This window comes from Nakamurella sp. PAMC28650, assembly GCF_014303395.1.
Taxonomy (GTDB): Bacteria; Actinomycetota; Actinomycetes; order Mycobacteriales; family Nakamurellaceae; genus Nakamurella.
The window spans coordinates 5511431-5533918 of record NZ_CP060298.1 but is presented as its reverse complement, the minus strand read 5'-3'; the positions used below and the strand labels follow the sequence as shown (position 1 = coordinate 5533918).

Annotated in this window: 14 protein-coding genes; 11 read left to right on the top strand and 3 right to left on the bottom strand. The window is 70.6% G+C overall.

Annotated elements, in window-relative coordinates; genetic code table 11:
• Positions 1 to 141: 141 nt before the first annotated feature.
• Positions 142 to 1938 (top strand): NAD-binding protein, encoded by a 1797-nt coding sequence (locus H7F38_RS24935; RefSeq protein WP_222618319.1) that lies wholly within the window; start codon positions 142 to 144, stop codon positions 1936 to 1938.
• A gap of 81 nt (positions 1939 to 2019) precedes the next feature.
• Positions 2020 to 3423, top strand: coding sequence for an MFS transporter (locus H7F38_RS24930; RefSeq protein ID WP_187094980.1), 1404 nt, complete (start codon positions 2020 to 2022; stop codon positions 3421 to 3423).
• 27 nt (positions 3424 to 3450) lie between these two features.
• On the opposite strand, the gene H7F38_RS24925 is transcribed toward H7F38_RS24930, so the two are convergent.
• Positions 3451 to 4731 (bottom strand): ABC transporter substrate-binding protein, encoded by a 1281-nt coding sequence (locus tag H7F38_RS24925; protein ID WP_187092243.1) that lies wholly within the window; start codon positions 4729 to 4731, stop codon positions 3451 to 3453.
• A 319-nt stretch (positions 4732 to 5050) separates the two neighbouring features.
• Between H7F38_RS24925 and H7F38_RS24920 the strand changes: the two genes are divergently transcribed.
• From H7F38_RS24920 to H7F38_RS24905, 4 genes are all read left to right on the top strand, one after another.
• Complete coding sequence (locus tag H7F38_RS24920) at positions 5051 to 11326, top strand: hypothetical protein (RefSeq protein WP_187094999.1); 6276 nt, start codon at positions 5051 to 5053, stop codon at positions 11324 to 11326.
• On the top strand, positions 11320 to 12429 hold the full coding sequence (locus H7F38_RS24915; RefSeq protein ID WP_255498178.1) for a MoxR family ATPase: 1110 nt from the start codon (positions 11320 to 11322) through the stop codon (positions 12427 to 12429). The genes H7F38_RS24920 and H7F38_RS24915 overlap by 7 nt, the downstream gene beginning before the upstream one ends.
• Before the next feature lie 170 nt (positions 12430 to 12599).
• A complete protein-coding gene (locus H7F38_RS24910; RefSeq protein ID WP_187092242.1) occupies positions 12600 to 13796 on the top strand; it encodes a DUF58 domain-containing protein in 1197 nt (398 codons plus the stop codon).
• A complete protein-coding gene (locus H7F38_RS24905) occupies positions 13793 to 16069 on the top strand; it encodes a transglutaminase family protein (protein ID WP_187092241.1) in 2277 nt (758 codons plus the stop codon). Before H7F38_RS24910 ends, H7F38_RS24905 begins: the two co-directional genes overlap by 4 nt.
• A gap of 45 nt (positions 16070 to 16114) precedes the next feature.
• Here H7F38_RS24905 and H7F38_RS24900 read toward each other — a convergent pair whose 3' ends face one another.
• On the bottom strand, positions 16115 to 17452 hold the full coding sequence (locus H7F38_RS24900) for an amidohydrolase family protein (RefSeq protein WP_187092240.1): 1338 nt from the start codon (positions 17450 to 17452) through the stop codon (positions 16115 to 16117).
• Between the two features lie 77 nt (positions 17453 to 17529).
• Positions 17530 to 18126, bottom strand: coding sequence for a helix-turn-helix domain-containing protein (locus tag H7F38_RS24895; protein ID WP_187092239.1), 597 nt, complete (start codon positions 18124 to 18126; stop codon positions 17530 to 17532).
• A gap of 253 nt (positions 18127 to 18379) precedes the next feature.
• On the opposite strand from H7F38_RS24895, the gene H7F38_RS24890 reads away from it, so the two are divergent.
• From H7F38_RS24890 to H7F38_RS25740, 5 genes are all read left to right on the top strand, one after another.
• Positions 18380 to 19171 carry an ABC transporter ATP-binding protein gene (locus H7F38_RS24890; protein WP_187094978.1) on the top strand — a complete coding sequence of 264 codons (792 nt, stop codon included), beginning with the start codon at positions 18380 to 18382 and terminating at the stop codon, positions 19169 to 19171.
• Positions 19168 to 20085, top strand: a complete 918-nt coding sequence (locus H7F38_RS24885) for an ABC transporter permease (protein ID WP_187092238.1) — start codon at positions 19168 to 19170, stop codon at positions 20083 to 20085. The genes H7F38_RS24890 and H7F38_RS24885 overlap by 4 nt, the downstream gene beginning before the upstream one ends.
• Positions 20086 to 20131: 46 nt before the next feature.
• Positions 20132 to 21062, top strand: a protein-coding gene (locus H7F38_RS24880; protein WP_187092237.1) for an IS5 family transposase whose coding sequence is annotated in 2 segments (ribosomal slippage) — positions 20132 to 20506 and positions 20508 to 21062 — 930 coding nt in all. Because the reading frame shifts where the segments join, the coding sequence is not laid out codon by codon here.
• Positions 21063 to 21137: 75 nt separating this feature from the next.
• Complete coding sequence (locus tag H7F38_RS25745) at positions 21138 to 21740, top strand: hypothetical protein (protein WP_222618316.1); 603 nt, start codon at positions 21138 to 21140, stop codon at positions 21738 to 21740.
• On the top strand, positions 21741 to 22448 hold the full coding sequence (locus H7F38_RS25740; protein ID WP_222618315.1) for a hypothetical protein: 708 nt from the start codon (positions 21741 to 21743) through the stop codon (positions 22446 to 22448). It begins immediately after the preceding gene.
• Positions 22449 to 22488 lie beyond the last annotated feature (40 nt).

Sequence of the window (22488 nt, the reverse complement as noted above, 5' to 3'; positions counted from 1 at the left end):
CCATGCCGCATCCGATCCCGGGGAGCGCATCGAGCGGTGATCTTTGGGCAAATGTTGCCCGATTTGCCCGTTCTAAGGGACCGCTCGACGGGATTCGGGATCCTGAGCGACACCTGTAGGAAATGTCCGATCTCTATCGGGGTGACCGAACTCGCAGAGTCGCAGGTGAGCGTGCCGGCCGGGGTGGACGCACTCGTCGGGCACGTGATCGTCTGCGGTTTGCGCGGCATCGGCATGCGCATCGTCGAGCAGCTGCACCGCTCCGGCGAGCAGGTCAGCGTGCTGGCCGAGTTCGCCGACCGGGCCCAGCTGGACCTGGTGGCCGCCTGGGGGGTGCACACCGTCTCGCCGAGGGGGAATTCGGCGGCCACCCTGACGGCGGCCGGCATCCAGCGCGCGCGAGCCGTCGTCTGCGTCGTCGACAGCGAGCTCGCCAATCTCGAGATCTCCCTGGTGGCATGGGAACTGCGTGACGACGTACGCGTCGTGGCCCAGCTGGGCAACCAGGCCATCGGACGAGCGGTGGCTGACGGCAACGGCCCCGGAGGGGTCCTGGACGTGGCCGAACTGGCCGCGCCCGGCATCGTCGAGGCCTGTCTGAGCCGGCGCATCCACGAGATCGAGATCGGGGAGGAGACCTTCCTGATCGCCCGCCTGCCGATCGAACGGGCCTCCACCCTCCGCGGTCTCTTCGGTGATCTGGCCCCGATCGCGGTGCAGCGACCCGCGGCGGGCAACCTGGGCGCCACCGTCATCGACTGCCCTGGCCGCGACTTCCAGGTCCAGCCGGGCGACATCGCGGTGATGCTCGGGACGGCAGCCGACTACGCCCACCAGGACGTCGACCTCGACCGTCCGGTGGTGACCGCGGCCGGGGCGGGTCCGACGATCCTCCGGCGGGCGGTCGAGGCCGTGTCCGGGGTGATGCGCGATTTCGACCGCGGCCTCTACAAGGCGGTCGCGGTGCTCGGCGGTCTCGTCGTCGTCTCCAGCATCGTGCTGTCGATCGGTTACAAATCGCCCAGGATGAGCGTGCTCGACGCGTGGTACTTCAGCACCGAAACCGTGGCCACCGTCGGGTACGGCGACTTCAGCTTCGTGGACCAGGCGCCGTGGCTCCGGCTGTGGGCGATCTTCCTGATGTGCGCCGGCATCACCTGCACGGCCGTCCTGATGGCGTTCCTCACCGACATGCTGGTCAGCCGGCGGCTCAACCACGCGATCGGTCGTCGTCGGGCGCGCGGGCTCTCCGGGCACGTGGTCGTCGTCGGGCTGGGCTCGTTCGGGGTGCGGGTCGCGGCGGCTCTGGTCAGCGCGGGCAAGCACGTCGTGGTCGTGGAACGCGACTCGGACAACCGATTCCTCGGCGATGCCCAGCAACTCGGCGTGCCGGTGATCTTCGGCGACGCGACACTGCGGTCGACCCTCGACGCCGCCCGCGTGTCGGAGTCCTCGGCGGTCGCGGTGATGACGAGCAACGACATGGTGAACATCGAGACGGCCATCGCCGTCCGGGATCTGTTCAGCGCGGACTGGGCCGATTCCGGGGCGGTCCCGGTGGTGACCAGGGTGTTCGACCGATCCCTGGGCCGGACCATCGCCCGCCGTTTCGGATTCGAGAACGTCCAGTCCACCGAGGAGTTGACCGCGCCCTACTTCGTCGGCGCCTCGCTCGGTCTCGAGGTGCTCGGGTCGTTCTCGGTGGCACAGCAGACCTTCATGGTCAGTCGCCTGACGGTCGAGGCGGGCAGCCCACTGGAATGGCTGTCCATGAACGAACTGTCGGCCAACACCAGGGTGATCGCGCTGACCAGGGCCGACAGTGGCGTGATGGAGCACCCGCCGCGCCGTGGGACCCGTTTCCAGGCGGGTGATCTTGTCTACCTGGTCGAGCCCTACGAAGAGCTGCTCGGGGTCTTGCGAAGCGCCAGGTTGTAGGGCGGGCCCTGATTGGTCGGGCTCGGACCGGGGAGCGTCGTGGTTCCGGCGGGTCGAATCGTTTGAAATGATCGCCTGGTGATGGATCGACGGCAGCGCAGTGTCGCCCTGCTCGTCGCCGGAACGTACTTCATGGAGCAGCTGGACGGCACCATCGTCGCGACCGCCGCTCCGAGCATGGCCAGATCGCTCGGTGTCACCTCCGCCGACATCGGCGTGACGATCACCGCCTACCTGCTGACGCTGGCCGTGCTGATCCCGCTGAGCGGGTGGGTGACGCAGCGCTGGGGGGTGCGCCGGATCTACCTCCTCGCCATCGCGCTGTTCTCGATCGCGTCGATCCTGTGCGCGATCAGCACGAGCGTCGTCGAGCTGACCGCGTTCCGGGTGCTGCAGGGCGTCGGCGGCTCGATGATGGTCCCGGTCGGCCGCCTCGCCGTCCTCCGCGGGACCGCCAAGCAGGACGTCATCAGGGCCGTCGCCCTGCTCACCTGGCCGGCCCTCGCCGCCCCCGTCGTCGCCCCGCTCCTCGGGGGCCTGTTCACCACCTACCTCAGCTGGCACTGGATCTTCCTGGTCAACGTGCCGCTCGGCGTGGTGGCCTTCGTCGTGGCGATGCGCCTGATCCCGCCGGCCTCCCAGGAGCGGCCGCCCGGACTGGATTGGGGCGGACTGGCACTCACCTGCCTGGCGGTCGCCGCACTGGTCGTGCTGTCAGACCTCTTGGCCAGCGCGGTGGTGCGATGGATCCCGGTCGCGGTCGCCGGTGTGCTGTCGATCGTCGGCGTGATCGCGGCCGTTCGTCACCTCCTGCGTACGGCCCATCCACTGTTGCAACTGCGCATCCTGCGGGTGCCGACCTTCCTGGTCTCGCACCGCGGCGGGGCGATCTTCCGGGTGACGGTGAACGCGGTTCCGTTCCTGCTGCCTCTGATGTTCCAGGACGGCTTCGGGTGGTCGCCCGTCAAGGCCGGGGCGGTGGTCCTGTTCGTCTTCGTCGGGAATCTGGCGATCAAACCGGCCACCACGCCCTTGTTGATGCGTTTCGGATTCCGATCGGTGATGGTCGCCGCCAGCATCTGCGCTGCGGCCAGCATGGTGATGAACTCCCTGCTCACCCCGGCCACCCCGATCCTGCTGACCGGCGCGGTGATGATCTTCGGCGGGATGGCCAGATCCGTCGGTTTCACCGTCTACAACACCATTGCGTTCGCCGACGTGGTCCCGGCCGACCTGCCCGGCGCGAACACGTTGTCCTCCTCGGTCCAGCAGGTGGCGATCGGATTCGGCGTGGCGGTCGGGGCCGTCGCCGTACGGGCCGGTGAACCGCTGGCCGGCGTGGTGCACCTGACCGGTCCGATCGGGCCCTACCGGATCGCGTTCTTCGTCGTCGCGCTCCTGACGCTGGTCCCCGTCGTCGAGTCGTTCCGCGCCGATCGCAGTTCCGGTGACGCTCTCAGACCTGCCGGACGTCCTGCACAGTGACGGCAATAGCCGTCACTGTGCAGGACGCTACGGCTGTTGGGGTACGTAGTCGGCGATCCCGGGGGCGGTCTGCAGCCAGATGAGCGGGCGCAGACCGGCCGGTGCCCTCGGATCTGCCAGCGCCAGCGACGAGACCCGCGTGGCGGGTAGCGCTGATCCGGCGACCAGACCGGGGTCGGACGGTCCGAAGAGCGAATCCACCGAGGCCGGCCCGACGGTCGTCATCGCTGCGGTGACCCCCGCGTGCGTCAGGACCCGGTCGGTGCAGGCCTGGCCCAGCAGCCGCCCCCAGGCCGCACCGACCCCGTACCCCGAGATCAGATCCGGCCCAGGGTCCGTCCGCCCGGAGGCGACGAACGCCTTCGCCACGGCTGCGGCGCCGGGGTTGTCGGAACCGTAGGCCGGGGCGGCGAGGGTCACCAGCAGACGGCCGGCCGGGGCCAGGACCACCGCGGGGTCGTACCCGTCCAGGTTGGTGATCACGTCGACCTTCGACGCGGTGGCCCGCAGCGTCGCCTCCACCACCGCCGGGGCCGCCATCACCAGGATCGTCGAGACCTGGCCCCAGTCCGACGGCGCCTCCGAGCCGACCGTCTGCGAGTTGATCGAGACGCCGTTGCGGGCCGCCCACCACCTGGCGCCGGCGAGGGCATTGGCGGCGTCGGGGGACGAGTCGGTCAGTACCCCGACGTCGCTGCCGGCCGGCAGCTTGCCGACCGAGCGCAGGTAGGCGAATGCGTTGATGGCCTTGATGTCCTCGGTCGCCCCGATCACCACCGGACCGTCCCTGGTGAGTTTGGACGAAGTGCCGGCCAGCGTCAGCGTCGGAATCTGATCTGCGCCCGACATCGCACTCAGGGTCGCCGAATCCGCCTGCGAGGGCATGGTGATCAGACCGAGCACCGAGCCGGCGATCCTGGTGTAGCCGGTGGCGGGTGACTCACCGGTGGCGTTCGGGACGAGGGTGACGGACCGGCCACAGATGCCGCCGGTGCTGTCGACGGTCTGCTGCCACAGCGCCACCCCGGCCGAGAAGCCGCGGTCGGCGGTGCGGTCCGTCAGCAGCCCGAGCGAGATCGTGGTGTCGTCGACACCGGCCCCGGTGACGAGGCCGTTCGGGGTGACGGGGGTGACCGACGTGGAGGTCGGCGGCGGTGGCTTCCCGGCGGTGGCCCCGTGCGTCGGCGTCGTCAGCCGGACCGTCCCCGAGGAACCCAGCGTGGTACCCGAGGTACAACCGACCAGGAGCACGACGCCACCCATCAGCCCGCCGAGAACGGCGGTGAGCAGCGATGATCGGCGGGGCACGGTGCATCACGCTACCTGCGTCGCCGATCGGGTGAAGGCCGACGACCACGATCAGCGCAGAGTCACCGTCCGGCCGGAGATTTACGCCGGATTGCCGATCAACGGTCGTCAACCGATGCCCGATGTGATTCAGTTATTTTGCCGGTGCGGCAGGACGCGGGTGCGGGGTCGCAACCGCCCGGCCCCTGCCGGACGGGCGGCAGCCTGACGGGACGGCAGAATCGACAGAGGTGAGGGCATGGCGGGCACTCCACGTAGGCCCGTGCCCGCGTCCGGTCCGCGGCCGCCGGGTCTTGCCCGCGGCCGGATCGGGCAATCGGTGGCGGCCCTGTCTGTCCTCGGCCTGATCGCCGTCGGCGTCGTGGCCGCCCACCAGCCGGGATTCCCGCAGCAGCCGCCGGTACCGGTGAACCGGTCGATCTGGGTCGCCGACGCCGACAGGTCGCTGGTCGGACGGATCAACCCGGCCGCGGGCCAACTGGACTCCGCGTTGACCGTCAAGGGCTCCGTCGAGGTGATCCAGGACCCGGCGCTGGGCACGCCGGCCATGCTGGACCGGTCCGCGCACGAATTGCAGCTGATCGACCCGACGACGGTCACCCTCGGCGCCAGGGTCGCGGTCCCGACCGACGCGGCGGTCGCGATCGGCGCGGGGACCGTCGCGGTGGCGGACCGGTCCGACGGACGACTGTGGTTCGGCTCCACGGTTGCGATCGGGTCGGTCGATGCCCACCTGGTGAAGCAGCAGGCCACCCTCGGCGCAGATCCCGCGGTTGCGGTCTCCACCAGCGGGACGGTCTTCGCCACCGCGGCCGGCAGCTCCACGATCACCGTCGGCCACGCGGATGGAACGCTGACGACCCAGGCGGTGCCGGGTGGCCGACTGCCCGGCCGCAGTGTCCCGCAGCCCGCCCTGCCGGGTCAACGCCCGGCGCCGGCCCAGTCCGGCCAGGCGAATGAGGCCGGCCACGACGTGCAGATCTCGGCCGTCGGGGAGATACCCGTCGTCCTGGACCGATCGGGTCCGGATCTGCGGGTCGGTGATCGACGACTGGCCCTGCCGAACGGCCTTGGACTGCAGACCTCGCTGCTGCAGCTCCCGGGTCCGGCCTCCGACGCGATCTACCTGATCACCACGACGGCTCTGCTGCGGGTCGCCCTCGCCACCGGGACGGTCACCGAGGTCTCCGCTTCCGGGATCGCCTCGACCGGAGCGCTCCCGCCGATCCAGGCCGGCGGCTGCACCTACGCGGTCTGGACCGGCGCAACGGCGGTAGCCGTACGGGCCTGCCCCGGGGCCACCGGAACGCCGCAGGCACTGCCGGGCACGACCGCCTCTTCCGTCCTGCGGATCGGTGCCAACGGTGATGCGGTGGCGGTGAACGACAGCACCTCGGGGCGGAGTTTTCTGGCCGCGGACGGTTTCAGGGTGGTGGACAACTGGTTGGACGTCACTCCGACGGAGTCTGCGAACACCGATCAGAACCGTGTGCAGAACCCTGACGTCTCGGACCGGACACCGCCCCCGCCACCGAGTTGCGCGGCGGCGCAGATCGGCAGACCGCACGCCAGGGACGACGCCTTCGGGGTACGGGCCGAGCGGGCGACGGTGCTGCGCGTGCTCGACAACGACCAGGGCACCGACTGCACCTCGGTGGTGATCGACCGCGTCTCGGCGCTCCCGGTCGCGTCCGGGACGGTCGCGATCGTCGACGGAGGCGGCGCGATCCAGGTGACCGCCGCCGCGGGAGCGACCGGGACGCTGCCGCCGATCCGTTACGAGGTCACCAACGGCAGGGGCCAGACCGCCGCAGCCGTGGTGCTGGTGACGGTCGAGCCGCCGTCGGTGCAACGGCCACCCGCCAAGATCCGGCGGCCCGCGCTCGAGGTCGAAGCCGGCGCCACCGTGATCTACAACGTCCTGCAGGACTACTACTCGCCGACCGGCGACGACCTCTATCTCCTGTCCGCCTCGACCGACGGCGGGGATGCCGCCTCCTACCGTTCCGACGGGTCGATCACCTACCGCAGCACCGGGACCGGGGCCGGGACCGACCGCAAGGTCCAGTTCATCGTCTCGGACGGGACCCAGCAGAGCGCCGGGGTGATGACGGTGACCATCGCCGAGGCCGGTTCCAGCACGCCGGTCTCGTTACCGGTGCACGCCACCGGTTTCCTCGGGTCGACCCTCTCGATCGACCCGACGCGGACCCTGACCACCGCCTCTGCCCGGCCGGTGGTGATCGGGAAGCTGACGGCCATGGCCGGTGACTCCGCCGCGTCCGCCACCCTCGCTCCGGGGGGACGGTTGATCTCGGTGACCGCCTCGTCCGCCGGCAGCTTCTACTTCACCTTCGATGCGGCCACCGGCGACCACTCGACGACCGGCATCCTGCGTGCCGACTTCATCGACGGCAGCAGCGCGGGGACGCCGGTGCCGATGGTCGACGTCGCCTACCTCCCGGCCGGCGGGTCGACGGTCCTCGACCCGCTGGCCAACGACTCGGACCCGGCCGGGCGCGGGCTGGCCGTGCGCCAGGTGCAGGTGCCGGACGGCGTGAGCCTGACCGCTGCCGTGGTCGACCTGCACCTGGTCAAGATCGAGGCACCCCGCCCGCCGGACGGCCCGATCTCGCTGTCCTACAGCCTCTATGACGGACGGACCAGCCAGACCGGGCAGATCAGGGTGGTGCCGGTGCCGGCCATCCGGCAGGTACCGCCGCCGGTGGCCACGCCCATCTCGGTGACCGTGCGGGCCGGGGACGCGGTGACCATCCCGGTCGCCGATCACGCCTACTCGCAGGATGGTTCGGCCGTCACCGCGGTGCTCGATGCCGGTGCGGTGAGCTCCGTCCCCGGCCGGGTCTTCTCCACGGGATTCGAGATTCGCTACCTGGCACCGGCTCTCGCGCCGAGTACCCCGATCACCTTCGTCTACACCGCGGTCGCGGCGAGCAGTACACCGGCTGATCCGGTGCAGGCGAGTTCCACCGTGACCATCACGGTGGTCGGTGCCGACGCCTCGCAGGACCGGGCTCCCGGTGCTCCCGCTCCGGTGGTCGCCCGGGTGTTCGCCGGTGGCTCGATCAGCGTCGCGCTACCGCTGGACGGGATCGACCCCGACGGGGACTGGGTGGTCACCTCCTCGCTGCGGCAGCCGGTCGCCCCGCTGGGATCCGTGTCGCTGCTCGGCTCGAACGCCCTTTCCTACCAAGCCTTCTCCAAGCCCGGCGTGGACGTGATCAGCTATCTGGTGACCGACCCCTACGGGAAGAGCGCGGTCGGCACCGCGACCGTGCTGGTCGTTCCACCGGTCGATGCCGCCGGCCCGCCGATCGCGCCCGACCTGACCGCCTCGGTGCGCCCGGGACGGAGCATCCGGATCGATCCGCTGCAGGACGTCGTCGATCCCGGGGGCCGGACGGTCACCCTCGGCAATCCGGCGTTCGACGCTCCACCCGGGCTCCTGGTGGTACAGGACGACAAGGGCCTGGTGGTCACCGCCCCGAACGTCGCGACCAGGTTCAGCCTGCGCTACAACGTGATCAACACGCAGCGACTGGGTGCCACGGGTGCGATCAGCCTGACGGTGAGCAAGGACGCGCCGGTGCCGCTCCCGGAGGCCACCGACGTCTTCGTCCCGCCGTCCGCGTTGCGCAGCGCAGCACCCGCCGTCGAGGTCGACGTCTCCGCCCACGTCACGAACCGCAGCGGACGCCGTGACCAGTTGAACATCTCGGTCGATCCGGTCTCGGCCGCGGTCGCCACCATGGCCGCCCCGATGACGCTGCGGATCACGCTGGCCGAACGTCGTCAGGTGATCGCCTACCGGGCCAGGAACGCGGACGGCGGGGTGGCGACCGCTTTCGTGGTGGTGCCCGGACGCGCGCAGCCGGTTCCACCGGAACTGATCCCGGGTCGGGCACCGATCCAGGTCGAAGCCGGTGCCACCGTTCAGGTCTCGGTCGCAGACTACGTGAGCGTGGCCGCCGGTTCCCCGCAGATCGCCGCAGACTCCCCGCTCGGTGCCACGCAGGGGACGGCCACCCGGCTCTCCGCCGGCACGTTCGGTTTCGTCAGTCCGTCGACGGCGGGGGGCGCCGCCGTCGTGTACGTGCCGATCGTGTCGCCGGGCGGGACTGCGCCGACCGTGCTCGGGTTCGGCGTCCAGATCACGCCGAAGGTCGTGCCGGCGCCACAGCTCGAGCGCACCGACGTGCCGGTCGAGGTGGGCGGCTCGGCCGGCGTCGACCTCGGTCCGCTGACCACGACGTTCGACGCCTCGCAGGCCGCCTCGTTGACCTATCGGCTGGGATCGGTGACGGGCCCGAGCGGCGCGTCGGACCTCACGGTCGCCATCACCGGCGCGCTGCTGACCGTCTCGGTCAGGCAGGGAACCGTCCGCGGGACGGAGTACTCGGTGCCGGTGACGGTGGTCGACGGGCAGGGCCGGACCGGCGCAGCCGTGATGACGGTGCGCGTCACCGGGTCCCGCAAGCCGCGGCCGGTGATCGTCGACGCCCACCTGACGAGTTCCCGGCCCGGTGTCGCCGTCCGTGCCGACGTGCTCGTCGGTAGTTCCGACCCCATCGGCCTCGGACTGACCGTCGGACGGGTACGGGTCACCGCCGGCGCGACCGGTGTGCGCTCGGGCCCGACCCTGACCGGCTCCACCATCAGCGTGACCCCCGCCGCCGGCTTCGTCGGCGACATCGTGGTGTCCTTCCAGGTGGGCGACGGCACCAGGGATCCAGATCGAACGGTCGACGGGACGCTCACGATCACCACCCAGGACGTGCCGTCCGCCCCCGGCATGCCGGCGGCGGTGGCCGGGACGCTGACCGCCGGGAGCGTCGAGATCATCTGGGCGCCATCGAATTCGCACGGCTCGGTGGTCACCGGTTATACCGTTTCCGGTGGTGGGGTCGTGCAGGCGTGCCCCGGCCCGGGGACCGGCTGCCGGATCGACGGCCTGACCGCCGGCACCACCTACCAGTTCGCCGTGGTGGCCCACAGTGCGGTCGGCGACTCGCGCCCGTCGCCGCGGTCCGCACCCATCGTTCCGGACGCGGCCCCTACCCGGCCCTCGCCGCCCCAGGTGCTCTACCTGCAGCGGGGCCAGGTCCTCCTGGACTGGCAGATCCCGACCGGAGACTTCAGCCCGGTCACCTCGATGACCCTGCGCCGGGTCCTCGACGGCGTGGTGGTGCAGACCTATCCCGACGTGTCCTCCCCCCTGACGCTGTCGGACCTGCCCTCCCACCAGGCCTTCGCGTTCCAGGTGGAGGCGGTCAACGCCTTCTCCGGCAGTGCGTGGTCCGACCTCAGCGCCACCGTCGTGCCGTCCGGCGCACCCCAGGCGCCGGTGGCGGTGTCGGCCACCTACGGGTACGACGGGGTCACGCAGTCGGTGACGGTGACCTGGCGGCCGCCGACCGACACCGGGGGGGAGGCGATCTCCGGGTACCAGCTCCTGCAGAACGGTGCCGTGGTCGACCCGGACGCGACCAGCCCGGAGACCCGCACGGTGCGGGGCACCGCAACGGTGGCCTTCACGGTAGTGGCCCGCAACGGTCGGGGGCCCGGCCCGCCCTCGGCCGCCACCCCCGCCGCCACCGTGAACCCGTGGATCAGACCCACCGCCCCCGGCGCGCCCATCCTGACGCCCGGCGACACGACCATCGGCATGGCCTGGTCCGGAGGCCTCACCCCCGGTAGTGGCCTGGGCCACTACGAGTACCAGATCGGCGGCACCGGCGGCTGGGTCGCCACCGGAAGCGGCCACACCGCGGTGATCTCGGGGTTGACCGACCGCCAGTCCTACTCGGTCACGATCCGCGTCTGCAACACCGAGTCCGGCCCGGTCGTCCTCACCTGCTCACCGGCGTCACCGCCGGCCTCGACGACGCCGGTCGGGCCGCTGGCCAGGCCGACCATCGGAGAGGTCACCGCCGGGACGCCGGTCACCACCGTCACCGTCACCTGGACCTGGCCGGACCCCGCCGGTCGGGCCGTGGCGAGCCAGGTCGTGACGATCAAGGTCGACGGCGTCCTGCAGGCTTCCGTCGACGCTGCCTCCCGGACGTGGACGAAGGACGTCGGTACCGGTGCCACCCTGGTGATCGATGCCACGGAGTGCCTGACCGGGCCCGGCCAGTGCGCGAGCGCCGACCAGCGGACCTACACGACGCCCACCGCCTCCGCGTACCAGGTGATCGGGCCGCCGCCGATGACCGGAACCTGCGCCGGGAAGGGCCCGTACGGCGGCGACTGGCTGGACGAAGCGGCCTGCAGTGGGACCGCGACATGGCTCCAGAACGGCGTCACGGTCATGGTTCTCAGCTGCGTCGCGGCCACGAGCTACCCGCAGCAACCGCCCGGGGTGTCACCCCCGCCGACCACGACCCCGCCGACCACGACCCCCCCGACCACGACCCCGCCGACCGACCCGCCGACCACGACCCCGTCGACCGACCCGCCGACGACGACCACGACCCCGCCGCCGGTGCTGACGGACTCACGGTGGTACCAGGACGTCGAGCGCCGGTGGTTCCGGGTGCCGTCGCTCGTCGGCAACGGGGCTCCGGGATGCTGATCCCCGAGATGTCCGCGGCCCATCCGCCAGCCACCCATCCGCCTGCCACCCACCCGCCTGCCACCCACCCGACCGTCGCCCACCCGCCCGGAAGTGCTGTCCAGCAGGAGGAACCGACCGTGACCGCAGTGGTGGCCCCCATTCTCACCATCGAAGAGGCCGGTGCCTTCCGCGACCACTTCGAACTGCTGGTCGCGCACGTCGGGCAGGTGGTGGTCGGCAAGGCGGAGGCGATCCGTCTCGCCTTCCTCACGCTGCTCTCCGAGGGGCATCTGCTGCTGGAGGATGTCCCCGGTACCGGCAAGACGACGCTGGCCAAGGCCCTGGCCGCCAGTATCTCGGTGACCAGCTCGCGCATCCAGTTCACCCCTGATCTACTGCCGTCCGACCTCACCGGTGTGACCATCTACGACCAGGCCAAGGGCGGCTTCGAGTTTCACCCCGGCCCGATCTTCGCGTCGATCGTGCTGGCCGACGAGATCAACCGCGCGTCGCCGAAGACCCAGTCGGCGCTGCTGGAGGTGATGGAGGAGTCCGCCGTCACCGTCGACGGGATCACCAGGGAGGTGGGTGAGCCGTTCATGGTGATCGGAACCCAGAACCCGATCGAGCAGGCGGGCACCTATCGGCTGCCCGAGGCCCAACTCGACCGGTTCCTGATGCGCACCGGGCTCGGTCATCCGCCCACCGACGCCGCACTGGCCATCCTCGCCGGGGTCGGGACCAGGTCCAGTCGGCTCGTCCTCGGTCCACTGACCAGTGCGGCCATGATCACCGGGATGACCGCCGACGCCGCCAGGGTCTACGTCGATCCGGCCGTGCTGCGCTACATCACCTCACTGGTGGAGGCCACCCGGTCGGTGGCCGATGTGGTGCTCGGGGTGTCCCAGCGCGGTGCCATCGCCCTGCTCCGCACCGCCAAGACCAGAGCCGCGTCGCTGGGTCGCAACTACGTGATCCCCGACGACGTCAAGTTTCTCGCGCGTCCGGTGCTCACCCACCGGATCGCGCTGCACGGCGAGGCCGAGTTCAACGGTGTCACACCCGACGACGTCATCACCCTGGTGCTGCTCGAGGTCCCGCCGCCGCGGACCGATCTCTGATGGGTGCCCGACGTCGTCAGCAGCCCAGTCGTCAGCAGGGCAGTCGTCATCGCAGCAGTCGTCACGGGAGCAGCACCCGTCATGGGAGCGGAGGTCGCCTGGGCCTCCCGCGCCGGCGGGGTGGGCCGGGTCGCGAAGGCGGGGATCAGTCCGGCCGTTCGCAGGAGGCGGTGGCCGACGCCCCCCGGATGGGGGTCGACGGCGGCGGCCGGCGCAGCGCTCTTGACGTCGTCACGCCACTGGGTTGGGGTGTGGTCGACACCGCCGCGGTGGCCGTGGCCGTCGGCCTGACGACCGGCTGGGCCGAGTGGACCGGCATCGGTGTCGGGCTCGGGCTCATCTTCCTGGTTGCGGTGCTGATGTCGTTGGGGCGCTTCGCGTACGCCCTGCAGTTGCGCGTGTCGGACCGTCGACTGGTGGTCGGTGAACCCGGCCGCGTCGGGATCATGGTCCAGAACACCTCCCGCCGTCGGTTGCTGCCCGCCGCGATGGAGTTGATGGTCTCGGAGCAGACGTTCGCCGTCACCATCTCGTCCCTGCCCGGTGGCGCCGCACAGGACGTCCTCCTGCCGGTGCCCACCGACCACCGGGCGGTGCTGCACATCGGGCCGGTCCGCGCGATTCGGGGCGATGCGCTCGGCCTGATCCGGCGGGTGGTCGACTGGCCGCTGGCCGAGAAGGTCTACGTCCATCCGCGAACCGTGCGATCGTCGTCGGCGCTGACCGGCTTCGTCCGGGATCTCGAAGGTGAGGAGTCGACACTGCGGACCGCCAGCGATCTCTCGTTCCATTCGCTACGCGAGTACGTGCCGGGGGACGACCGGCGGCACATCCACTGGAAGAAGACGGCCCGGACCGGGACGCTGCTGGTCAGGGAGTTCCTGGAGACGCGGCGGTCGATGGTGACCATCGTCCTGTCCACCGACCCCCTGGACTACTTCGACGACGAGGAGTTCGAACTGGCGGTCAGCTGTGCCGCCTCCATCAACGGCGATCTGATCCGGGCCGGGCGTCAGGTCGCCTGCTGCGTCCCGGCCGGCGACATCGCCGGGGTCGACGTGCCCGCCGTGCTGGACCGGTACGCGGGGTTGCTGCCGACGCCCGGTGCGGGGGCGCTGGCCCCGAGTGCCAGGACGGCCGCCCGCCGGCACGCAAACCTGTCGTTGATGATCCCGATCTTCGGCTCGGCGATCCCGGCGGCACAGGTCAGGGCCGCCTACGACACGAGGCCGCCCGGGTCGTCGGTGTTCGGCGTCCGCGTACGGGTGCCCGCCTCCGATCGGCCCGGTGGCTGGCTGGCCCGGAACACCGTGACGGTGCCCGAACTCGACGCCCTTCCGATCGCCCTCCGCCAGGCGCGCCCGTGACGGTGCGGGGCGACCACCTCAGGCGCGCGGCGGATCTCGCAGTGCTGTTCCTGCTCGTCGTCGTGCCGGCGTTCCAGTTGGTCCCGGTGTACGGGGGGTACGCCCCGCTCCGGGCGATGGCGGCCGGTGCGCTACTCGTGGCACTCGTCCTGCTCGCCGCCGATGCGTTCCGGGTGCCGTCGCCGGTCGCGGTGCCGGCGGCCGCACTCGTACTGGTCCTGCTGGGACCCGTCGCCGCCGGTGTCGGTGTCGGCGACGGCGGCGCCTGGGTGTCGGCCTCGACGGTCTCGCGGTTGCTGCGCGGCTGCGTCACCGGCTGGCGGGACATGCTCACGGTGGCCACCCCGATCGGCGGGACCGGCGACCTGCTGGTGCCGCCGCTGCTGATCGGGGCGATAGCCATGACGGCCGCGGGACTGCTCGCGTCCGGGCGTCGCCACTCACTGGCGCTGCTCCCGGTCGCCCTGGCCTTCCTCGGGGTCGCTCTCCTCGGGCAGCGCGCCGGGGCGGACACCGCGGTCGCGGTCCTGGCGGGTGTGAGCCTGGTCGTCGGGCTCGGCTGGCTGAGTGTGCGGCGAGCCTCCAGGGTCAAGGTGATCGGCCCGGCGTCCGCACGGTGGCGGCGGCCGGCGATGGCCGGGGTGCTGCTGATCTGCGGCGGCCTGGTGGCGGCCTCCGTGGGAGGCTCGGGTGGTGGCGCCGTCGGCCATCGCCAGGATCGGCTCGCCCTGCGCACCGGCCTGGCGGTCCCGGTCGACCCGCGTTCGCTGCCGAGTCCGCTGACCGGGTTCAGGGCCGCGGTCGCGGACGACTTCACCACGATCGCCTTCCGGGTCACGGGCGTACGCCCCGGTGATCGACTGCGACTGGCCTCCCTGGACGCCTACGACGGCCAGATCTTCAGTGCCACTGCGGATGAGGGCCCGTTCGCACGGGTCGGCGCGCAGGTCGACCGGCGGTCCGCGCAGGACGCCGGGACGGTCCCGGCCGGCGCGGCGCGCTCGTTGCAGGTGCAGTTCGCCGGCAACACCGGGCCGTACACGCCGGTGCTCGGCGAGCTGGACTCGGTGACCTTCGGGGGCGCCAGGGCCGGCGAGCTGACCGACGGCTTCCGCTATTCGGCCACGGCTTCCACGGGCCTGCTGCCCGACGGGTGGAGATCGGGCGACTCCGTCAGCGAGTCGGTGACGGTGCCCGCGCTCCCGACGCCCGCCCAACTAGCGGTGGCACCGCTGGCTCCGGAGCCGATGTCCGCGACACCGCCCATCCCGGATGCCCTGCGGGTGGCCGCAGCGAAATACGCCGGCGGCCGGACCGCGCCCGGTGCGCAGCTGACCGCGATCGCGGAAAGTCTTGCGGCGGAGGGATATTTCAGTGACGGGAGGACCGGTCAGCTCCGGTCACCGTCCGGTCACGGGCTGGATCGGTTGCTGGGCATGGTCTCCGGCGCGGCGATGATCGGCGATCAGGAGCAGTACGCCGCCCTGATGGCCGTGCTGGCCAGATCTCTCGGCATCCCGGCCCGGGTGGCCGTCGGCTACCAGGTGGCGGCCGGCGCGTCCGGAACGGTGCCCATCACCGGCCGGGACATGACGGCCTGGGTCGAGGCTCCCTTCCAGGGGTGGGGGTGGGTGGCGTTCGACCCGACCCCGCAGCGGTCCAGGACCACGGTCGACAAGACACCGCAGGCCCAGGCCGGCCGTCACGTCGCGGACAACCGCCCGCCGCCGGCCATCGCCGGTGCCGACTCGGCGACGGTGCAGTCCGGCGGGAGCCAGCAGCCGAAGAACGTCTCGCCGCCCTCGCCGGTCGCTGCCCCGGCCGCTGCGGCTCCGGTCCGCTGGTGGGTGTGGTCGCTGCTCGCACTGGGTGCGACCGCCCTCCTGACGGCGGTGCCGATCGCGCTGATCCTCGGGCTGAAGACGTTGCGCCGCAAGCGCCGTCGCGCCGCCCCGTCACCGTCGGCACGGGCCAGGGCGGCGTGGCGCGAGCTGCTGGACGTGGCGGTCGATGCCGGCTTCCGCCCGGGAAAGGGGCAGACCCGTAGCGAGATCGCAACGGAGATGGCCGGTACCCTCGCGGTCGACTCCGGATCGATGGCCCGGGTGGCCGACGCCGCCGAATTCTCTCCGCTGGTGCTGGAGGAGAAACAGGCAGGCGAGCAGTGGGAGTCGGCTTCCGAGCGGATCGCCGAGCTGCTGCACGGACTGGGCCGCCGCAGCAGGTTGCGGGCCAGGCTCTCGGTGGCCTCGTTCCGTCAGGGGCTGCGCTGAGGCCGCCGGATCCGGAGGGGGGGCGAACCCAGGGCGCTCCTGATCTCAGACCGCGCTCCGCCGGGCCAGCAACCGGGTCAGGCGTCGGGCGATGTCGTGTTCGTCCCCCCGCACCAGGGCGCCGTCGCGGACCACCCATTTCCCGCCCACCACCACATGTCTCGGGCGTCGGCCCGGCGCCGCCCAGAGCAGGCCCGCGACCGGGTCGGCGACGCCGGCGTCGGCCACGCCGCCGACATCCCACACGCAGAGATCAGCCGCCGCTCCGACCCCCAGGTGCCCCAGCTCGTGCCGGCCGAGCCCGGTGGCCGACCCCGCGGTGGCCGCACCGAGCACTTCGAGGGCGGCCAGTGGACGGCCGGCCGCCGGAGCGATCTGCAGGGCCAACCGGGCGTCGGCCAGCAGATGCGACGCGTCGTTGCTGCCTCCACCACTGGTACCGAGCCCGACCGTCACCCCGGCCTCCAGCAACGCGGCCACCGGCGCCACGCCCCAACCCATCGGCAGATCGCAACCGGGGGCGTGGGTGGCGCCGACCCCCCGCTCCGCCAGCAGGCCGATCTCCGCGGGCGTCACGCCGCACAGGTGCGCCAGCGTGACATCCGGTGCCAGCCAACCCCAGTCGTCGAGCAAGTCCAGTGGACGGCGCCCGTAGCGCTGCGCCGCGATGACGACGTCGACCACCTCGTTGGCCTGGGTCCGGCGCCGCAGCCCGTGGCGGGCCGCCACCTGCGCCAGTGCATCGAAGGTGGCCCGCCCGTCGCTGTGCACCCCGGCGGGCCCGACCGCCACCTGCAGCATTCCGTCGCCCGTCACCCCGCCGCCGGAGGGAACCAGTTGCTGCACGATGCTTTCCGCCGAGAGTGCGGCCTGCTCCGGATCGTCACCGGCACTTCCCCTGACGAACACCAGTCGCGCACCGAGCACGCCTGCCGCGCCGGCGATCGCCACCGCGATGTCCGTGAGTCCTTCGATGCCGACGCCCCTCGGCCAGGTCAGGTGATGGTCGGCGACGGTGGTGACCCCGCACAGCAGGCTCTCGGCGATCCCGACCGCTGCTGCGGCCCCGGCGAGTTCCGGGTCCACCCCGACCGAGCGGTAGGCCTCCGCCATCGTCGGCAGCCAGGTCGCCATCGGGACGTCCCTGGTGCCGGGGAGGGTGCGGAACGCGGTCTGCAGCAGGTGGTGGTGGGCGTTGACCAGGCCAGGGGTGATGACGCAGTCCGAGACGTCCACGACTTCGCCCGAGGGCTGATCATCGGCGCCATGCTGACGGATCGCCCTCGGGTGGGCGACGACGCGGCCGTCGCGGCAGTGCAGATCGCCCGTCCGGACGGTCTGCTGGTCGATCATCAGGGCTCTGGCACCGGAGAACGTCAGCATCGCCGATGTGTAGCACCCCGGCCGCGCGAGTGTGCGGTCAGCAGCTGAATTCGACTGCTGACCGCACCATCGCGAGGTCATCCACCCGGCGCGGGGAGATCCTTGACGGCGAGCAGCCGGTACCCCGAGTCGCCCAGCGTCCGCCAGCGGTGCCTTGTCCCGCCCGGGTAGTAGAGCGAATCGCCCGGCGCCAGGACGACAGGTCCGGACTCGCCGAGGTCGACCTCGACGGCACCTGCGATGACGTGGACGAATTCATCCTCGGGGTGCTGGTAGTACTCCTCGAAGTCGGGGTTGGTCCCCGTGTAGAGCATCGGGTGGAACCTCGCCTGCCCTCGCACCAGCAGCCGGACCGTTCCGCCCTGGGCCTGCACCACCGTGCCATCCCCGGCCCGGACGAGGGTGAAAGCTCCTCCGCTGGAACGATCCCCGCCGAGATCACCGTCGTCGGCGGCTCTGGCCATCAGTTCCGACTGGCTGCTGCCGAGCGCCCTGGCGATGCGCTCCAGACTGGCCATGCTCGGCCGGGCGAGGCCGCGCTCGAGCTGGCTCAGGAACGGGTGGGACAGGCTGGTCCGCGCGGCCAGGCTGACCAGGGTCAGTCCGTGCTGGTGGCGCAGCCGCCGGATCTCCTGTCCGAGCCTGGCGTCCTGGTCGCCCGCGTCATCCTGCACTCCGTGGGTCCTTTCGTCGGGCGCGGGTGCCAACACGGATCATCGGTGTTAACAATTGCGAACCCGCGGGAGACCTGCTGGAAATGTAGCGGATCTACCTTGGCGATGTTGATGAGGTCAACATCGATTCCACCGGGCGGCTCGGTCGCCCGCCGACGGCCCGTCCACGGGCGGAAGGTGAGGCCCCATGTCTGCCGTGTCCACCTCCGAGTCTGCGCCGGGATCTTCGCCGGTACCCGAGCAGGGCGACGAGATGCGCTCCTCAGCAACCGGAGTCGGGCGTGACGCTGCGGCCGGGGCCGACGCCGGGCCCGGTGACCTGCTGGACTTCACGGGCGTCACCAAGACGTTTCCGAACGGCACCGTCGCGTTGACCGATGTGGATCTGGCCGTCTCGCGCGGCGAGTTCGTCACGGTGGTCGGACCCTCCGGCTGCGGCAAGAGCACTTTGCTGCGGATCGCCTCGGGCCTGACCGGTATCAGCAGCGGTACCGCGGACGTCTCGGCCGAGCGCGTGGGCTACGTCTTCCAGGACGCGACCCTCCTGCCGTGGCGGACGGTGCGGCGCAACGTGGAACTGCTGTCGGAACTGGCCGGTGTGAAGAAGGCGAGACGCAGCGCCGACGCGCAGGCGGCCATCGACCTGGTCGGGCTCAGCGGTTTCGAGAACCATCTGCCGCGCACACTTTCCGGCGGCATGCGGATGCGGACGTCGTTGGCCAGGTCGCTGACCCTGGATCCCGACCTGTTCCTGTTCGACGAGCCGTTCGGTGCCCTGGACGAGATCACCAGGGAGCGACTGAACGACGAACTGATCCGGCTGTTCGCCACCCAGCGGTTCGGCGCTCTGTTCATCACCCACTCCGTCAGCGAAGCGGTGTACTTGTCCACCAGGGTGCTGGTGATGTCCGGACGACCAGGTCGGATCGTCGAGACCTTCGACGTCCCCTTCGATCTGCCGCGAGATCCGGAGATCCGGTTCACCGCCGAGTTCGCGGCGCTGGCCGGCCAGGTCTCGCACGCCCTGCGGGCGGGCCACTCATGAGCGTCACCGGGCTGCAGAAGACCGAGTCGGCGCCGGACGGGTCGGCAAGGGGGAGGCTCGCGTCGGCAAGGGGGAAACTCGCGCAGGGCGGCACCCCCAAGGTGAACCAGCCGAAGTCCAGGAGGAAAAGGAGCGTCGCGTCCTGGCTCGCCCCGATCCTGGTGTTCGCCGTCATCATCGGCATCTGGTACTACATCAGCGATGTCGTACTGAGCACCGATCTGCAATTCCTGCTGCCGCCCCCGCACCAGATCGTCACGCAGGCGTTCCTGGACCCCGATGTCCGGCAGGAGCTGTTGAAGGCGCTGGGCCTGACGACGCAGGTCGCGTTGACCGGGCTCGCCTGCGCCATCGTGATCGGGGTCGGCTGGGGGGTCCTGATGTCGGTGGCCACCTGGGCGGAGCGGGCGCTGTTCCCATATGCCGTTCTGCTGCAGTGCGTCCCGATCCTGGCGCTGGTACCGCTGATGGGCTTCTGGTTCGGATTCGGCTTCTTCTCCAGGGTGGTCGTCTGCGTGCTGATCGCCCTGTTCCCGATGGTGTCCAATACCTTGTTCGGCCTGCAGTCCGTCGATCGCGGTCAGCTCGAACTCTTCAAGCTGCAGAAGGCCGATCGCCTGACGGTCCTGTTCAAGCTGCAGTTCCCGGCCGCCCTGCCGGCCATCTTCGCCGGCATGCGGATCTCCGCCGGGCTCTCGGTCGTCGGCGCGATCGTGGCGGACTTCTCCTTCCGCCAGGGTCAGGCCGGCATCGGGATCCTGATCTCGAACTACACCTCGAGGCTGCAGGGCCCGCAGTTGTTCGCCGCCATCATCGTGGCGGCCGTGCTCGGGTTCGTCATCTTCTGGATCTTCGGCCGGCTCCGGACCATGGTGGTCGGCCGCTGGTACGACGTCTCGGCCGACGGCAACTAGGGCGTGTCTCCCAAAAGTTGGGTAGGTGTGGCGGGATGCTCACTGAATGAGTTCTCCTTCGTCGCGGTACCGCGTCTTCAGTGACGAGCAGTGGCAACGGATCGAGCGGTTGTTGCCGACAAATGTTGGCCGGCGGGGTCATCCGTTCGGTGAGCACCGGCGGGTGGTGGAAGGCATCGCCTACCGGTACCGGGCCGGGATCCCCTGGCGGGACTTGCCTCGGGACGTGTTCGGACCGTGGCAGACCGTGTGGAAGCGGCACCGCCGGTACGCCGGAGACGGCACCTGGGACCGGGTGCTCGCGGCGTTGTTGACCGACGCTGACGCTGCCGGTCAGATCGACTGGACCGTGTCGGTGGATGCCACCATCAACCGCGCCCACCAGCACGCGACAAACACGACACGGCCCGAGCAGGACACAGGGGGCAGTATCGAACTACAAGAATCTGCCACTGGTCGATGCTGAACCTGCAGGTCACGGCATTGGCAGGTCCCGGGGCGGGTTGACCACGAAGATCCACCACGCGGTCGATGGCAAGGGCCGGCCACTGGCGATCGTCATCACCGGTGGGCAACGCAACGACGGTGCCGTCCTGGAACAGGTACTGGCCGACATCCGGGTTCCGCGCCGAGGTCGGGGGCGACCACGGACCCGACCCGATGCCGTCCTGGCGGACAAGGCCTACGCCGCCGGGATCACCCGCAGGATGCTGCAGCGCCGCGGGATCAAGGTGGTCATTCCGCTCAAGAGCGACCAGATCGCCGCCCGCAAACGTAAGGGCAGCAAGGGTGGCCGTCCACCTGCGCTGGACCGCCAGATGTACCGGGAACGCAACGTTGTCGAGCGTTCCTTCGCTCTGATCAAGCAATGGCGGGGGCTGGCCACCCGCTACGACAAGCTCGCCATCACCTACCGCGCGGCAGTGGTGCTTTCGGCGTGCATCGTCTGGAACCGACTATTGGAAGACACGCCCTAGCTCGACCCGCCCACCCAGCTCCGCACCTTCGTCCCCGGTCTCGCCATGTCCCCGTGCCACCCGAACAGGAGCCCCGTGAATCATCTCCCCCGCCGTACGGCTGCAGCCCTGGCCGCCGTCCTCGCCGCCGGTGTCGCGTTGACCGGCTGCAGCTCGACCAGCTCCACCGCCACCGCTGCGTCCGGTTCGTCCGCCTCCAGCGTCGCGGCGGCTCCGTCCCCGAGCCCACTGTCGTCCGCTCCCCCCAGTGTTGCTCCCTCCAGCGGTGCTGCCTCCAGCGGCACGGCCTCCAGTGGTGCTGCGTCCAGCGGTACCGCTTCGAGTGCGAGCGCCACCCCGGCCACCCTGAAGGGCGTCTGCCCGGACACGGTCTCGATCCAGACCGACTGGAACCCGGAGTCCGAGCACGGCGGCCTCTATCAGCTGATCGGTCCGAACCCGACCATCGACTCCGACAAGAAGCGGGTCTCCGGCGAGCTCTACTCGCAGGGGAAGGACATGGGCATCAAGTTCGAGGTCCGTTCCGGCGGCCCCGCCATCGGCTTCCAGACCGTCACCTCGCAGCTCTACAGCGACAAAGGCCTGACCATGGGCTACGTCAACACCGACGAGGCGATCCAGCTCTCGGCCAAGCAGCCGACCATCGCGGTGTTCGCGCCGCTGGAGAAGAACCCGTAGATGATCATGTGGGACCCGGCCACCTACCCCGACGTCAAGACGATCGCAGACCTCAAGGCCAAGAACGTCAAGGTCCGATACTTCAGCGGTGCGGCCTACATGGCGTACCTGATCGGTGCGGGCGTGCTGAACGCATCGCAGACCGACGGCAGCTACGACGGCACGCCGGCCAACTTCGTCGCAGCCCAGGGCAAGGACGCCCAGCAGGGGTTCGCGAGCGCCGAGCCCTACATCTACTCGCACGAGATCAAGGCCTGGAACAAGCCGGTGAATTTCCAGCTGGTCCACGACGCCGGCTACCCGATCTACGCCGCCGCCTACTCGGTGCGGACCGCCGACCTCGCCTCGATGACGCCCTGCCTCAAGCTCCTCGTGCCGATCTTCCAGCACGCCCAGGTCGACTACGTCGAGAAGCCCGCCGCCGCTGACGCTCTCATCCTGCAGTTGGTGAAGCAGTTCAACACCGGATGGCAGTACGACCAGGGTGTCGCCGACTTCGCCGTCAAGCAGCAGCTCGCCCTCGGCCTGGTCAGCAACGGCAGCAACACCACCCTGGGTGACTTCGACCTGACCCGCATCCAGAAGGTGCTGACCATCGACACCCCGATCTTCGCCAAGCAGAAGACCGCCCCGCTGGCCGGCCTGACCCCGGCGAAACTTGCCACCAACGAATTCATCGACATGTCGATCGGCCTCCCCAAGGGCTGAGGCATGGATCAACATCCCACGCATGGACGAACTTGACGAC